General features: G+C 66.9%; 13 protein-coding genes. 11 read left to right on the top strand and 2 right to left on the bottom strand.

Going from position 1 to position 13,452, the window contains the following annotated elements:
• Positions 1 to 66: 66 nt before the first annotated feature.
• The 5 genes from fdhD to moaD all read left to right on the top strand — a co-directional run bounded on the left by fdhD (position 67) and on the right by moaD (position 4,410).
• Positions 67 to 936: a formate dehydrogenase accessory sulfurtransferase FdhD gene (fdhD, locus tag C4B30_RS21570; protein ID WP_027786076.1), complete on the top strand. Its 870-nt coding sequence runs from the start codon at positions 67 to 69 to the stop codon at positions 934 to 936.
• Complete coding sequence (locus tag C4B30_RS21565) at positions 933 to 2,147, top strand: molybdopterin molybdotransferase MoeA (RefSeq protein WP_027786077.1); 1,215 nt, start codon at positions 933 to 935, stop codon at positions 2,145 to 2,147. The genes fdhD and C4B30_RS21565 overlap by 4 nt, the downstream gene beginning before the upstream one ends.
• 208 nt (positions 2,148 to 2,355) lie before the next feature.
• Positions 2,356 to 3,480, top strand: a complete 1,125-nt coding sequence (moaA, locus tag C4B30_RS21555; protein WP_027786078.1) for a GTP 3',8-cyclase MoaA — start codon at positions 2,356 to 2,358, stop codon at positions 3,478 to 3,480.
• Positions 3,481 to 3,527: 47 nt separating this feature from the next.
• Positions 3,528 to 4,100 carry a molybdenum cofactor biosynthesis protein MoaE gene (locus tag C4B30_RS21550; protein WP_027786079.1) on the top strand — a complete coding sequence of 191 codons (573 nt, stop codon included), beginning with the start codon at positions 3,528 to 3,530 and terminating at the stop codon, positions 4,098 to 4,100.
• Between the two features lie 52 nt (positions 4,101 to 4,152).
• On the top strand, positions 4,153 to 4,410 hold the full coding sequence (moaD, locus tag C4B30_RS21545; RefSeq protein ID WP_006498429.1) for a molybdopterin converting factor subunit 1: 258 nt from the start codon (positions 4,153 to 4,155) through the stop codon (positions 4,408 to 4,410).
• Positions 4,411 to 4,418: 8 nt separating this feature from the next.
• On the opposite strand, the gene C4B30_RS21540 is transcribed toward moaD, so the two are convergent.
• Positions 4,419 to 5,456, bottom strand: a complete 1,038-nt coding sequence (locus tag C4B30_RS21540; protein WP_027786080.1) for a GlxA family transcriptional regulator — start codon at positions 5,454 to 5,456, stop codon at positions 4,419 to 4,421.
• Between the two features lie 130 nt (positions 5,457 to 5,586).
• Here C4B30_RS21540 and C4B30_RS21535 point away from each other — a divergent pair, with 130 nt between their 5' ends.
• From C4B30_RS21535 to C4B30_RS21520, 4 genes are all read left to right on the top strand, one after another.
• Complete coding sequence (locus tag C4B30_RS21535) at positions 5,587 to 6,228, top strand: HD domain-containing protein (RefSeq protein WP_027786081.1); 642 nt, start codon at positions 5,587 to 5,589, stop codon at positions 6,226 to 6,228.
• A gap of 116 nt (positions 6,229 to 6,344) precedes the next feature.
• Positions 6,345 to 7,145, top strand: a complete 801-nt coding sequence (locus C4B30_RS21530; protein ID WP_027786082.1) for an alpha/beta fold hydrolase — start codon at positions 6,345 to 6,347, stop codon at positions 7,143 to 7,145.
• Positions 7,146 to 7,607: 462 nt separating this feature from the next.
• Positions 7,608 to 8,489 carry an NmrA family NAD(P)-binding protein gene (locus tag C4B30_RS21525; RefSeq protein ID WP_027786083.1) on the top strand — a complete coding sequence of 294 codons (882 nt, stop codon included), beginning with the start codon at positions 7,608 to 7,610 and terminating at the stop codon, positions 8,487 to 8,489.
• A 45-nt stretch (positions 8,490 to 8,534) separates the two neighbouring features.
• Positions 8,535 to 9,002 carry a MarR family winged helix-turn-helix transcriptional regulator gene (locus C4B30_RS21520; protein ID WP_034185505.1) on the top strand — a complete coding sequence of 156 codons (468 nt, stop codon included), beginning with the start codon at positions 8,535 to 8,537 and terminating at the stop codon, positions 9,000 to 9,002.
• A gap of 94 nt (positions 9,003 to 9,096) precedes the next feature.
• Here the strand turns inward: C4B30_RS21520 and C4B30_RS21515 are convergent, their stop codons facing one another.
• Positions 9,097 to 10,521, bottom strand: a complete 1,425-nt coding sequence (locus C4B30_RS21515) for an aminotransferase-like domain-containing protein (RefSeq protein WP_027786084.1) — start codon at positions 10,519 to 10,521, stop codon at positions 9,097 to 9,099.
• Between the two features lie 442 nt (positions 10,522 to 10,963).
• Between C4B30_RS21515 and C4B30_RS35880 the strand changes: the two genes are divergently transcribed.
• On the top strand, positions 10,964 to 11,122 hold the full coding sequence (locus C4B30_RS35880) for a hypothetical protein (RefSeq protein WP_227789569.1): 159 nt from the start codon (positions 10,964 to 10,966) through the stop codon (positions 11,120 to 11,122).
• A gap of 151 nt (positions 11,123 to 11,273) precedes the next feature.
• Positions 11,274 to 13,448, top strand: a complete 2,175-nt coding sequence (locus C4B30_RS21505; RefSeq protein WP_027786085.1) for a DUF4132 domain-containing protein — start codon at positions 11,274 to 11,276, stop codon at positions 13,446 to 13,448.
• Positions 13,449 to 13,452: the final 4 nt, after the last annotated feature.

Raw genomic sequence — 13,452 nt, 5'->3', positions numbered from 1 at the left:
GGCGGCATCGATTTCCGTCGTTCGGCGCATGCGCCGTGCCCGGCCGGCCCGCCTGGAGAAACCTGTATGGAGTTTTGCACCCGCCCCGACGATCCGACCGGCAGCACCGCGTGTCAGGTGACCCGCCATCGTGCCGGCGACGTATGCGACACCGTCGATCGCGTCGTCGACGAAACCCCGGTTGCACTCGTGTTCAACGGCATCTCGCACACGGTCATGATGGCGACGCCGCTCGACCTCGACGCGTTCGGCCTCGGCTTCGCGCTGAGCGAAGGCATCGTCGAGCGCGCGTCGGACGTCTTCGACATCGAAAGCGAATGCCGGCCCGGCAGCGCCGAAGTGCGGCTCACCGTGTCGCAGCAGGCGTTCATGGCGCTGAAGGCGCACCGCCGCGCGCTGGCCGGCCGCACGGGCTGCGGCGTATGCGGCATCGAAAGCATTGCGCAGCTCGACCTGCACCCGCCGCGGATCGCGGCCGCCGGCACGGCCGCGGGCATCGGCGCCGACGCGATCGCGCGCGCCGCGCGTGCGTTGCCGGCCCGACAGGCGCTGATGCGCGAGACGGGCGGCATCCATGCAGCCGCGTGGTGCGACCGCGACGGCGCCGTGCTCGACGTGTTCGAGGACGTCGGCCGCCACAACGCGCTCGACAAGCTGATCGGGCAGCTCGCGCGCCGCCGGGCCGATCCGCGCGCGGGTTTCGTGTTCCTGTCGAGCCGCGCGAGCTACGAGCTGGTGCGCAAGGCCGCGCGGGTCGGCATCCCGATCATCGCGACGATCTCGGCGCCGACGTCGCTCGCGATCGACGTCGCCCGCGAAGCCGGCGTGCGGCTGCTCGGTTTCTGCCGCAACGACGGCTTCGTCGAATACGTGTCGCCCGCCGCCGCTCACCTCGACCCACTGCCCGCACCGGCGCACCCGGCCCACTCGTCATGAAACACCTGTTCGATTTCGATACCGCGCAGCAACAATTCGCCGGCGCGTTCGCGCCGCTCGAGGCCGCCGCATCCGTACCGGTCGCCGACGCAGCCGGCCGCGTGCTCGCCGCGCCGCTGACCGCGGTGCTCGACCAGCCGCCGGCCGACCAGAGCGCGATGGACGGCTACGCCGTGCGGCATGCCGACCTCGCGCACGGCGAGCCGCTGCGCGTCGCGCAGCGCTGCTATGCCGGCGACATGCCGGCGCCGCTGGCGCCGCGCACGGCCGCACGCATCTTCACCGGCAGCCTGATTCCGCCCGGCGCCGACACCATCGTGATGCAGGAGCATGCGCACGAACGGGACGGCGGCGTCACGTTCGACGCGTCGCAACGCAGCGGGTCGCACATCCGCCGCCGCGGCGAGGAAGTGCGCGCCGGCGATCGGCTCGTGCCGGCCGGCGTGCGGATGGGCGCGATGCACGTCGGCGTGGCCGCCGCGCAAGGATTCGCGCGGATCGACGTGCGCGCGGCGCTGCGCGTCGGCATCCTGACGACCGGCGACGAGCTGGTCGCGTGCGGCGAGCCGCGTGCGCCGCAGCAGATCTACAACAGCAATGCGCCGATGCTCGCCGCGCTGGTCGCGGGAACCGGTGCCGACGTCGCGATGCGCATGCACGCGGCCGATACGACGGCCGCCGTCGATCGGGCACTGCGCGATCTGCACGCGCAGTGCGACCTCGTGATCTGCGTCGGCGGCGCGTCGGTCGGCGACAAGGATCTGCTGCGCCCTGCGCTGGCCGCGCTCGACGCGTCGTTCGTCGTCTCCGGCGTGCGCATGAAGCCCGGCAAGCCGGTCGCGCTCGCGCGGCTCGATGCGCGGCCGGTGGTGCTGCTGCCCGGCAATCCGGGCGCCGCGATGACGACGTTCGCGCTGTTCGTCGCGCCGCTGATCCGCCGCCTGCAGGGGCGCGATGCGTGCCTGCCGATCGTGCCGTCGCTGCCGATCGACACCGACTTCGAGCCGGATGCGCAGCGCGAGCGCTTCGTACGCGTGTGCTGTACTGTGGGCGCAGGCGGCGCGCCGGTGCTCGATACGCTGCGTCAGCAAGGCGCCGGCACGCTGCAGTCGCTGGTGCAGGCAAGCGGGCTCGCGCGGCTGCCGGCCGGGCGGCGCATCGCGCGCGGCGACGCGGTACCGTACTACGAATTCGCGCGCTGGCTCGCATGAGCATGACGCCGAATAGCCGCCCGATGCGGCGCATTCCCCGCATTCGTCGCGCATTCCGCGCGGCGAACTGTATTCCTGCAATTCGGGCGCGATTGTGTCTCTGCCGGCAAAACCTGCGGGACTATGCTCACGATGAGGCTCGTCACGACCTGTGCGCCGACACGTCGGCACCCGCATGGCCGAGCGGCGACGCCCCTCCGCTTACTTCATGCAGGCCGACGACCCGATCGTGAATGCCATCGTTTCCGCCGCGCCGGCCGTCGCCGCTTCATCCGGCGGCGCATCGCCCGGCGCTTTCTCCCGCCCGTCCGACACGCTCGGCCGTCCGCTGCGCGACCTGCGCCTGTCCGTCATCGACCAGTGCAATTTCCGCTGCGGCTACTGCATGCCGCGCGAAAGTTTCGGCGCGGACTACGCGTTCATGCCGTCGTCCGAACGATTGTCGTTCGCGCAACTGGAAAGGATCGCGCGTGCCTTTACGTCCCTCGGCGTCGAGAAAATCCGCATCACGGGCGGCGAGCCGCTGCTGCGCCGCCATCTCGAAGCGCTGATCGAACGCCTTGCCGCACTGACGACCGTCGACGGCAAGCCCGTCGAAATCGCGCTGACGACCAACGGTTCGCTGCTCGCCGCGAAGGCACGCTCGTTGCGCGATGCGGGGCTGTCGCGCGTGACCGTGAGCCTCGACGCGCTCGACGACGCGGTGTTCCTCCGGATGAGCGACGCCGACGTGCCGGTGTCGCGCGTGCTCGCCGGCATCGAGGCCGCGCATGCGGCCGGGCTCGCGCCGGTCAAGGTCAACGCAGTGATCGAGCGCGGCGTGAACGACGACCAGATCCTGCCGCTCGTGCGGCACTTCCGGCATACGGGCGTGGCCGTGCGTTTCATCGAATACATGGACGTCGGCGGCGCCAGCTTCTGGTCCGGCGACAAGGTCGTGCCGGCCGCGCGGATGCGCGAGCTGATCGACGCACACTACCCGCTCGTGCTCGTCGGCGAACCGGGGCACGACGCGACCGCGATCCGTTGCGCACACATCGACGGCGCGGGCGAAGTCGGCTTCATCGCGAGCGTGTCGCATCCGTTTTGCGGCACCTGCTCGCGCGCCCGCGTGTCGGCCGACGGCCAGCTTTATACGTGCCTGTTCGCGACCCAAGGCACCGACCTGCGGCCGTGGCTCGACGACGCGGCCTCGACCGGCGACCTCGCCGCCGCCGTGCGCGAACGCTGGATGCAGCGCGACGACCGCTATTCCGAGCGCCGGGCCGCGCGGCCGGCCCGCGCATCGGGCAAGACCTATCCGACCGTGCGCATGTCGCTCGTCGGCGGCTGACGGGCCGCCGCGCGACACAGAATGCGCCGCCCACTGGAGAACCTGTCATGACGACCTTCACCGAATCCCGCGCCGGGCTGCCCGACGATCCGCTGCGTGCCGGCAGTCCCCCGCCGCCCGTCGACGCGACCGACCCGCACCCCGAATCGGCGCCCGCGATTGCCGCCGGCTTCGAAGTGCGCGTGCAGCATGCGCCGATCGATGCGGGCGCGGAGCTTGCGCCTATCGTTAGGAATCCGAATGTCTGTGCGGTCGTGAATTTTCTCGGCGTCGTGCGCAAGGAAGGCGACGTCGACGACGTCGTCGCACTGGAAGTCGAGCACTACCCGACGATGACCGAACAGGCGCTGTGGAGCATCGTCGAGGAGGCGACTGCGCGCTGGCGGCTCGAAGCCGTCAGGATCGTGCACCGTGTCGGCCGCATTCCGCTCGGCCAGCCCGTCGTGCTGGTCGTGGTGGCCGCCGCACATCGCGCGTCCGCGTTCGATGCGTGCGAATTCCTGATGGATTTCCTGAAGACCCATGCGCCGTTCTGGAAGAAGGAGATCAGGCACGACGGCGAATCCGGCTGGGTCGAGGCGAAGGCGCACGACGATCAGGCGATGCGGCGCTGGGGCTGAGCCCGTTCGCTTCGCGTTTTCCGATTCTGCCGATTCCATTCAAGACATCGCAATGAAACTGACGATCAAATATTTCGCGAGCATTCGCGAACAACTGGCGCTCGATGAGGAAACCGTCGAAATCGATGCGCGCGAGCTCACCGTCGACGCGCTGCGCGGCACGCTGGCCGCACGCGACGCCCGCAGCGCGGACGCGCTGCGGATGGATCGCCCCGTGCGGGCGGCCGTGAACCTCGAGATGGTGACCGGGGAATTCGTCGTGCGGGAGGATAGCGAGGTTGCGTTCTTTCCGCCGGTGACGGGCGGGTAAGACGCGCGTCAAACGCGCTGCTTCGGTGTCGCGCGCTCGCCGAAGCGGCGCGCGTATTCCGTCGGGCTCATCGCGAAGCGGCGTGTAAACGCCTTCCTCAACACGTCGACGCTACGGTACCCGTTCAGGCGACAGATGTCGTGCATCGATTTCCCGCCCAGCGCAAGGGAACGGCAAACCGCCTCCAGCCGAACGTTTTCGACATATTTCGCGGGCGTCGTCTGCAATTCCCGCTGAAACATCCGCATCAACGTTCTGACGCTGGTCGAAGCCCGGGCGGCCATTATCTCGACCGTGAGGTCCATGTGCAGATGCTCGCCGATCCAAAGGCATAACGCGTTCAGACTCGAATCGTGCGCGCGCTGCGACTGAAGCGCGAAGCTGAACTGTGCCTGCCCGCCGGGGCGGCGCAGGAACAGCACCAGATTCTTCGCGATTTCCAGCGCAAAGTCGTTTCCCAGATCTTCGCCGACCAGCGAGAGCGCGAGGTCGATTCCCGACGAGATGCCGGCCGACGTATAGACGTTGCCGTCTTTTATCCAGATGGGCGCCGGATCCACCTGCACCTTCGGATAGCGCTCCGCCAGGCGCCGGGCGACGCCCCAATGCGTCGTCGCGCGGCGTCCGTCCAGCAGGCCGGCGGCCGCGAGTGCAAACGCGCCGACACAGATGGAACACACGCGACGCACTGTCGGCGCGCGCGTTCGAAGCCACGCTACCGCTGCCCGATCAACCTGTTCGAACGTCCTGGAGCCCGTCGTCACGAGCAAGGTGTCGATGGGTTTGTTATCGCGACGCTCTTGCTCGAGCGTGCCATGTCCTCTGAGCCCGATGCCCGTTTCGCTGTCCAGGTAGTGATCGGCAGCCGAGCAGATCAGTTCGAGCACGTACGGTGCAGTGCCACCACCGTGAAGCTGATTCGCCCACGCGAATACTTCCGCCGGGCCGATCACGTCGAGCGCGTCCACCGGCGGCAAACCCAATATGACAACCCGCTTCTGTTCCGCGTCTGCAGGCGGGGCGACCGGTTTCGTCGGTTTTCTCATGAGCGGTCCACGTGTCGGGGCGTTCGGGCCAGCAATTGTGGCAGAAATCGTCCTGGATCTGTCATCTGTGCCATCGGCGCGCCGCCTAGACTGGGCAGCTCTGCTACGTTGCATTTCCTGGAGATATACCGTGCTTGAACCCGTGGTTATCGGCGGAGTCAGTGCGCCGGATTCGAAGATGGCCGGCCAGGCCGCTTCCCTCGTCGAACAGGTCCACTCCCCGGCCATGATGCATCACGTGCACCGGACCTGGTGGTTCGCCGAATTCCTGGGCAGGAAGCGGGGCTTGAAGTACGACCGGGAAGTGGTGTATCTCGCGTCGCTGCTTCACGACCTTGGTCTCACGGACGAATTTGCCGCCGACCAGCGCTTCGAAGTGGGCGGTGCCGATGCGGCCAGCCGCATCCTGCTTGCTCACGACTACCCGAAAGCGAAAACGGAACTCGTGTGGGATGCGATCGCGCTTCACTCCGCCGGCGGCCTCGCCGATCGCAAGCAGCCGGAAATCGCGCTCGTTTATATGGGCGCCCACCTCGACGTCTTCGGACTGTTTCTCGACGAAGTCACGCCATCGCTGATCGACGACACGCTCGCGCTTTATCCCCGAGTCGGATTTAAAGCAGCGTTTACCGAAGCGCTGGCTGAAGTCGCCAGAAAAAAGCCGCATACGACCGTCGGCACCGGAATTGCTGATATCGGCCGGCGTCACGTACACGGTTTCGACATTCCGGACGTGTGCGATCTGATTCATGATGCGCCGTTCGAAAGCTGACGCGGCATATCGCCACCCCGCCCTCGCGGCGACCACCGTCCACTGGTTTCCCGCACCGGCGATGCGTATGGCAACCGTCAGCCATCGAAAGCGATCTGCATACCTGGAGAACCGAAATGCATGTCACGACACGAGGAACACGAATTTACACAGAGGCGCGCGGAAGCGGTGAACCGACGCTTTTGTTTCTGCATTACTACGGCGGGTCGAGCCGAACCTGGAACGGCGTGATCCACGGCCTGGGCGGGCGGTATCGAACGGTCGGCATGGACCACCGCGGCTGGGGCAACTCGGACGCGCCCGAGCAGGGTTATGCGATCGGCGATCTCGCGAACGACGTACAGGACGTCGTTGAAGCCCTGAAGCTCGAACGCTACGTGATCGTCGGACACTCGATGAGCGGAAAGGTCGCGCAGCTGCTCGCGTCGCGCCGGCCGCCGGGACTCGAGGGCCTCGTCCTCGTCGCGCCGTCGCCGCCGTCACCGATGCACTTTTCCAGCGAGCAGCGGGCCGAGATGGCCCGAGTCTATGACACCCGGGAGTCGATCGGCTGGGCGCTCGACAACGTCCTCACCGCGAAAAAACTGACACCGGAACTTCGCGAACAGGTTATCGCCGACAGCCTGCGCGGCGCACCGCAGGCGAAGCGCGCATGGCCGCTCGGCGGCATGGTCGAAGACATTACCGCCGACGTCGCGTCCATCGACGTACCCGTGCTCGTCATCGCCGGGGAACTCGATCAGGTCGATCGGCCGGAGACGCTGCAGAACGAATTGCTGCCGCGAATCCCGGCAGCCCGAATGATGGTGCTCCCCGGTACAGGCCATCTGTCTCCCCTCGAAGATCCGGTTGCGATCGCAACGGCCATTCGACAATTCATCGAACAACCGGGGATGTCACTTCGCGGAGAGGCATGAAGGTCCGCCCTCGCAATGGTCCGTTGCCTGTAGGCCGCGCGATTCATCGCGCCGATCGGCGGCCCCGTTACCGCCGAGGCGCGCGGCGTGAAGTGAAAGGCGACGACCCGGCGCCCGATTGCTTGCCGGTCGCGCCATCGACGCGCGCGTTCGCGCCGAACGCTTCTTGACGGACACCGCATACTTCGCCGCCCATACGAGCGCCTTTGCCGTGAGGCAGGCGCTCGATTGGTCCGCGCTCCCCCTGCTTCACGCCTGGTACGCAAAAATCGATGCGCGACCGGCCGTCGTTCGCGCATGGCAGCGTTTAAGCGGCGCCCTCACCCTGGTTCGGCGGCCGCAAGCACGTTTCACCTGGTGCGATACCCGAGCCGCCCGCATAAAAAACTTGCACATGAGAGCATATGCTCCTATATTGACTGATAGGAGCATATGCTCTTTATTTCACGGAGAATTACTGCCATGAACGAAACATCCATTCTCGTCAGCGGCGCAACCGGCCGCACCGGTGGTGCAGCCATCGACGAACTGCTGCAGATGGGCAAGCGCGTCCGTGCGTATGTGCGCTCGGACGACGAACGCGCAGCGGCGCTGCGTGCGCGCGGTGTCGAAATCGCCGTCGGGGATTTCACCGACATCGATGCGATCCGCGCCGCGATGGAGGGCGCGAGTGCCGCCTACTTCCTGCACCCGATCGCACCGGGCATCCTTGGGGCCGCGGCCTATTTCGCGCAGGCGGCAAAGGAAGCCGGCGTGGGTGCGATCGTCAACATGTCGCAGATTTCGGCGCGGCGCGAATCGACCAGCCATGCGGCGCAGGACCACTGGGTGTCCGAGCGCATTTTCGACTGGTCAGGTGTACCAACGACTCACTTGCGCCCGACCTTCTTCGCGGATTGGCTCGTCTATCCGCATTTCGCGAAGGAAATCCGGGCCACGAAGAAGATCGCGTTCCCGTTCGGAAACGGGCGCCACGCACCGATCAGCACGGACGACCAGGGCAGGGTCATCGCTCACCTGCTGGCGAACCCGGCTGGGCACGGGGGCAAGACCTACACTCTTCACGGCCCCGTGGAATTGAATCATACGGAGATCGCCGCGATTATCAGCGAGGTGCTCGGCGTCAAGATCGAATATGCTCCGACTTCGATCGATGTGTTCAAGCAACAGATGGAACAGCTGTACAAGTTCCCTCCGTTCCTGGTCCAGCATCTCGTCGAGGTCGCCCAGCATTATCAAGAGGGCGTCTTCCAGGGTACCAACGATGTCGTCGAGCAGATCACGGGTACGCCCGCGCTGTCGGTGCGCGCGTTCATCGAGAAGTACCGCGGCGCTTTCGAGTGAAATGCGCACGAACCCGGCAATTTGCCAACGTCAAGGAGAAGAGAAATGCGGGCGAAAAACCAACCCATCGGCGTGGATCAATGCAACTGCTTTACGGTGAGGAAGGCCGCCCGTCAGATCTCGCGTCTTTACGACGCGTATCTCCAGCCATCCGGCCTTCGCATCACGCAGTTTCTGATCCTCGCCACGTTGAACGAGCGGCAAAGCGCGTCGGTCAATGTACTGGCCGAGCGTCTCGACATCGAGCGCACGGCCATGGGAAAGATGATCGGCTTCCTGGAGCGCGATGGCTTCGTCAGGGTACGGCCGTCCGCCGAGGACGGTCGTATCCGCCTGGTCGAACTCACGCCGGACGGCACGAAGCTTTTCGAACAGGCGGCACCGCTCTGGCATGAGGCGCAGCACCAGTTCAGCGTCCTGAACGGAACGGAAAACGTGGACGTGTTGCGTCGCAGCCTTGCGGAAATGAAGGTCGGCGTCGATGCTGAACCGCCCCCTGAAGTTGAAAAATGAAGATCGAGGATTCAGCCGTATTCGTAGCGTCAAAAAACGAAGCCGGCACGAGGCCGGCTTCGTCGTCGAAGCACACCGTACCGAGCGCACCCGCTCACCGCATGCACGCCGCGGCCAGCTTCCCGACCGTGATCACCGCCTGCTCGATCTCCGGCGACCATGGGCTGCTGTAGTTCAGCCGGATGAAGTTCCGGTAGTTGTCGGTGATCGAGAACATGTAGCCGGGCCCGATCGTGATCCCCTGCTCCAGCGCGAGCTGGTACAACCGCATCGCATCGACCTGCGCGGGCAACTCGACCCACAGCACGTAGCCGCCCGCCGGGCTCGAAATGCGCGTGCCCTCCGGGAAGAACCGCGACACCATCGCGCGCATCAGGTTCGCCTGCTGCGCATACGCCTTGCGCAAGCGCCGCAGGTGGTGCTCGTAGCCGTCGCGTTCGAGAAACTCCGCGATCGCGAGTTGCGGCAACGACGGCGTCGCGAGCGTATTCAGGAATTTCAGTTTCTCGACCTGATCGCGGTAGCGGCCCGGCAACGCCCACCCGATCCGGTATGCGGCCGTCAGGCTCTTCGAGAACGACGAACAATGCAGCACGATCCCGGTCCGGTCGTAGGACTTCAGCGAACTCGGATGCGTGTCGCCGAAATACAGTTCGTTGTACACGCCGTTCTCGATTATCGGCATCCCGGCCCTTGTTGCAAACTCAACCAGTTCGCGCTTGCGCTCATCCGGCATCTGGAAGCCGAGCGGGTTCTGGAAGTTCGGCATCACCATGCATGCGGCGATCGGCTGCGATTTCGCGATCGCGGCCAGCGCCGCTATGTCGATTCCGTATTCCGGATGCGTGGCCACTTCGATCGCCTTCATCCCCATCCGCTCGATCGCATGCAGCATCGCGTAGAACGTCGGCGATTCCACCGCGATCGTATCGCCCGGCTTCGCCACCGCCTGCAAACACAGGTTGATCGCCTCCGTCGCACCGACCGTCACGATGATCTCGTTCGGGTCCACCGACATCCCGTTTTCCAGGTAGCGGCGTGCAATTTGCCGGATCAGCCGCGGATGGCCCGGCGGCAATCCGTCGGTCACACCCCACAGCGACTTGTCGCGACCGGCCGCATACGCGTAGCGGTTCAGCTTCTCGAAGGGGAACAGGCTCGGGTCCGGATACGGCGAACCGAGCGGCACCGCGTCGTCGGTGCCGATCGAGCGCAGCGTCGACAGCACGAGCCGGCTCACGTCGACCGACGACGAGATCGCGATCGGCTTCGACGGCCGCAGCTCGCGCACCGGCGCGTGACTGTCGTCGCGCCGCAGATTCACGAAATAGCCCGACTGCGGCCGGCTTTCGAGCAGCCCGCGGCTTTCCAGCAGCAAGTAGGCATGCAGCACGGTCGTGATGCTGATCCGGTGCTGCTGGCTCGCCTGCCGCACCGACGGAATCCGGTCGCCGTGCCGGTACACGCCCTGGCGGATCAGGCGCTCGATGTCGTCCGCGAGTTTTTCATAGAGTTTCATCGTGCGTCTCCCGCCGGCATGCGCAGCCGCGCCGCCCTGCCGTGTGCGTCCGACACGCACGTGTTTCGCCCGACGACCGGGCCGTCGTGATTCCTGATCTTTCCCTCCGGTTTTGCCTTTTCCATCGCACTGGCTCTCTTGAAGATGCGCCGGCAGAGGTCCGGACAACCGGATCTGCGGCACTGTGCACTTGATGGTTGAATCTTAAGAGAAGAACAGTTGGCCGCGAGTACACACATCGCACGCGCGAACAAGAGTACAGTTCGGCCCGAATCGCGCATCGCGGGAAAACTGTACGTCTTATGAAATGGCCGGACGGCCGGTGGGCCGACGCGGTACGGCCGACCGCCCCGGGAGCCCCGCCGCACGGGCCTGCGGGCGACCGGACCAATTGGGGTGCAATACTGTGCGCCCCCCGGGTTTCCAAGGTGAGAGCCAGACCATGCAGCACACGATCGAACAGGTAGCCGGCGTCGGCGGCGCGATACGCGTCGCGCGACCAGTACAGCAGAAATCGCGCCAGAACGCCGCGGCCGGCCGCCTCGGCGTCAGCGAATCGCTCATGGTCGAGGCCGAACGCGGCGCGAACACCGTGCAATGAGGCAAGGCTTTCCATATCCTGCTGGGGCCCGACGTCCGAATCGTCGTCGACCTCCCCGATGCGGGCGACGAACGGCTCGAACGCGAATCGGCGCGCGCGCGCCGCCGCGCCAGCATTCGCGCATCGCGCGCCGCTGGCAAGGAGACCTCGCATGACTGAACGCGCACTCGCCGCCCTGCTCGTCGCGCGGCTGACCGGCACCGCCGACTATCCGCGCTTCACCGGTACGCCGATCGACCTGTCCGCGCTCGACGCGCACACGCTCGGCGCGGTCTGGCCGGCGCTGCGTCGTGCCGAGCGCGAGATCATCCAGCACGCGTACGCATACGACGATCCGCGCGCCGAATTCGTGCGCTGGCTGCGCGGGCAGATCGATGCGCTCGGTCTCGTGCCGCTGGTCGACGCCGATGCCGCGCTCGAGCTGTTCCGCGACACCCCGTCCGGCGCATGGAAGCGTGCACTGGAGGAACTGCTCTGCCTCGACGCACTGCCGTCGCCCGCGCTGCAGGCCGAACTTGCGCGCATCGCGAGCGAACCGGAGGAAGACAGCCTGCGCGCGGCATCCGCGTATGGCGCCTATGCACTCGACTGGTTCGCCGGCCGTCGCGATTTCTCGGCGCGACGCGACGCGTATGCGCAAGCGCTGGCCGATTCGCCGTTTCGCGTACGCGAACTCGACGTGCTGCCCGAACTCGGGCCGGCCGCGCTGCTCGCGCTGGCCGCGACGCACGACGGTTACTTCGCGCCGAAGCGGCTGTGGATCGATTTCAGCGATCCGGCCGTCACGCTCGCGGAAGACGCCGCGTATGTCGAATTCGCGCGCGACGCATTGACCGAGGCCGCACGGCAGGTCGCGGCGCTTCACGCCGGCGCCGTTCCGTACGCTGCGGATCGCGCGTTCACGACCGACGACGCGCAGGTCGTCGCCCGCGCGGCGCGCGTGGCCGCATATCGCGACGAAGCGTGGCTGCGCCCGCTGATCGGGCCGCTGCTGACGGGCGTGTGCGTCGCGCCGACGGCCGCGAAGACGGCGCCGTCGCAGTCGCTCGCGATCGCGCTCGGCCACGCGGTCGAGACGATCCCGACACCCGAGAGCGTGCGCGCGCTGCGCGACGCGCTGGCCGTCGTGCGTCACGCCGGCGTGCAGAAGAAGCTCGCGCGCAACCTGAAGCCGGCCGAACGCGTGCTCGGCGAGCGGCCGCATACCGCGCTGCGCATGACGCTCGACGCGAAGCCCGACAAGAAGCAGCTCGCGATACTCGCCACGTGCATGGAGGCCGGCTTCTGGCAGCCGATGACGCTCGGCCACGCCGAATGGCGCGAGCGGCTCGTCGATGCGCCGGCCGGCGCCGCGTTCTCGGCGCGGATGATCTGGCAAGCGTGCGGCCGCGATGGGACGACGCAGTCGTTCATGCCTGAAATCACGAAAGGCAAGGTCGTGCCGCGCGATGCGGCCGGGCGCGCGTGCGACATCGCCGACGGCAGCGACATCCGCTTATGGCACCCGTTGCTGGCCGATGCGGACGAGCGGCTCGCGTGGCAGCGCGCGATCGTCGGCGGCGCGCTGCGGCAGCCGGTCAGGCAGGCATTCCGCGAGTACTACGTGCCGGCCGACGGCGACGCCGCAGCCGGCGATTCCGCGATGTTCGAAGGTCACGTGCTGTCGAGCCGGTCGCTGCTCGGCGTCGCGCGCCGCGAGGGCTGGTCGATCCGCGCGTACGACGACGGGCTCGTCCGCGAGTTCGGCGGCGTGCGTGCAACCTTCCTCGTCGATGCGCGGCTCTATCCCGGCTCGGAAACTCACGGCACGTCGCGCCGGCTGCACTTCGAACGCCGCGACAAACGGCGCTGGGTGCCGCTGCCGATCGGCGAGATCGATCGCGTCGTGTTCTCGGAAGTGGCGCGCGCGGTCGACCTGCTCGTCAGCGTGTCCGCGTTCGCCCTCGACGACGACGCGACGCGCGCGGCCGCCGCCGCGTTCACGGTCGACCCGGTTCGCCAGCGCGAGATGGAAACGGAACGCCGGCAGCGCCTGAACCGGCTGTCGGATTTGCCGCTGGGTGTGATGGCGCGGCATCGCAAGCACGTGCTGTCGCTCGTGTTCGCCGACGCGATCGCGCAAGGAAGGATGGCAATCGACGAACGTCATGTGCACGTCGGCGCGTGGTCGGTGCATTGCGCGACCGGGCGCGTGACGCGCGACGGCGAGCCCGTCGATGCGACGATCGAGCCGCCGCCCTCGCCGCTGCGCGCGGTACCGTGGCTGCCTTACGACGAAGCGCTGCTGCAGCGGATCGTCGACGTCGTCGCGGGCCTGATCGACTGAACGC

The organism is Burkholderia sp. BE12, from assembly GCF_002959955.1.
Lineage (GTDB): Bacteria > Pseudomonadota > Gammaproteobacteria > Burkholderiales > Burkholderiaceae > Burkholderia.
Note: the sequence above shows the minus strand (reverse complement) of the source record. Positions and strands in the feature narration are given on the sequence as shown.

Excerpts from the sequence above, each read along its gene's own strand:
- fdhD (WP_027786076.1), top strand. The coding sequence starts at position 67 with ATGGAGTTTTGCACCCGCCCCGACGATCCGACCGGCAGCACCGCGTGT.
- C4B30_RS21520 (WP_034185505.1), top strand. The coding sequence starts at position 8,535 with ATGCGGGCGAAAAACCAACCCATCGGCGTGGATCAATGCAACTGCTTT.
- moaA (WP_027786078.1), top strand. The coding sequence starts at position 2,356 with ATGCAGGCCGACGACCCGATCGTGAATGCCATCGTTTCCGCCGCGCCG.
- C4B30_RS21550 (WP_027786079.1), top strand. The coding sequence starts at position 3,528 with ATGACGACCTTCACCGAATCCCGCGCCGGGCTGCCCGACGATCCGCTG.
- C4B30_RS21540 (WP_027786080.1), bottom strand. The coding sequence starts at position 5,456 with ATGAGAAAACCGACGAAACCGGTCGCCCCGCCTGCAGACGCGGAACAG.
- moaD (WP_006498429.1), top strand. The coding sequence starts at position 4,153 with ATGAAACTGACGATCAAATATTTCGCGAGCATTCGCGAACAACTGGCG.
- C4B30_RS21525 (WP_027786083.1), top strand. The coding sequence starts at position 7,608 with ATGAACGAAACATCCATTCTCGTCAGCGGCGCAACCGGCCGCACCGGT.
- C4B30_RS21505 (WP_027786085.1), top strand. The coding sequence starts at position 11,274 with ATGACTGAACGCGCACTCGCCGCCCTGCTCGTCGCGCGGCTGACCGGC.
- C4B30_RS21530 (WP_027786082.1), top strand. The coding sequence starts at position 6,345 with ATGCATGTCACGACACGAGGAACACGAATTTACACAGAGGCGCGCGGA.
- C4B30_RS21565 (WP_027786077.1), top strand. The coding sequence starts at position 933 with ATGAAACACCTGTTCGATTTCGATACCGCGCAGCAACAATTCGCCGGC.
- C4B30_RS21515 (WP_027786084.1), bottom strand. The coding sequence starts at position 10,521 with ATGAAACTCTATGAAAAACTCGCGGACGACATCGAGCGCCTGATCCGC.
- C4B30_RS35880 (WP_227789569.1), top strand. The coding sequence starts at position 10,964 with ATGCAGCACACGATCGAACAGGTAGCCGGCGTCGGCGGCGCGATACGC.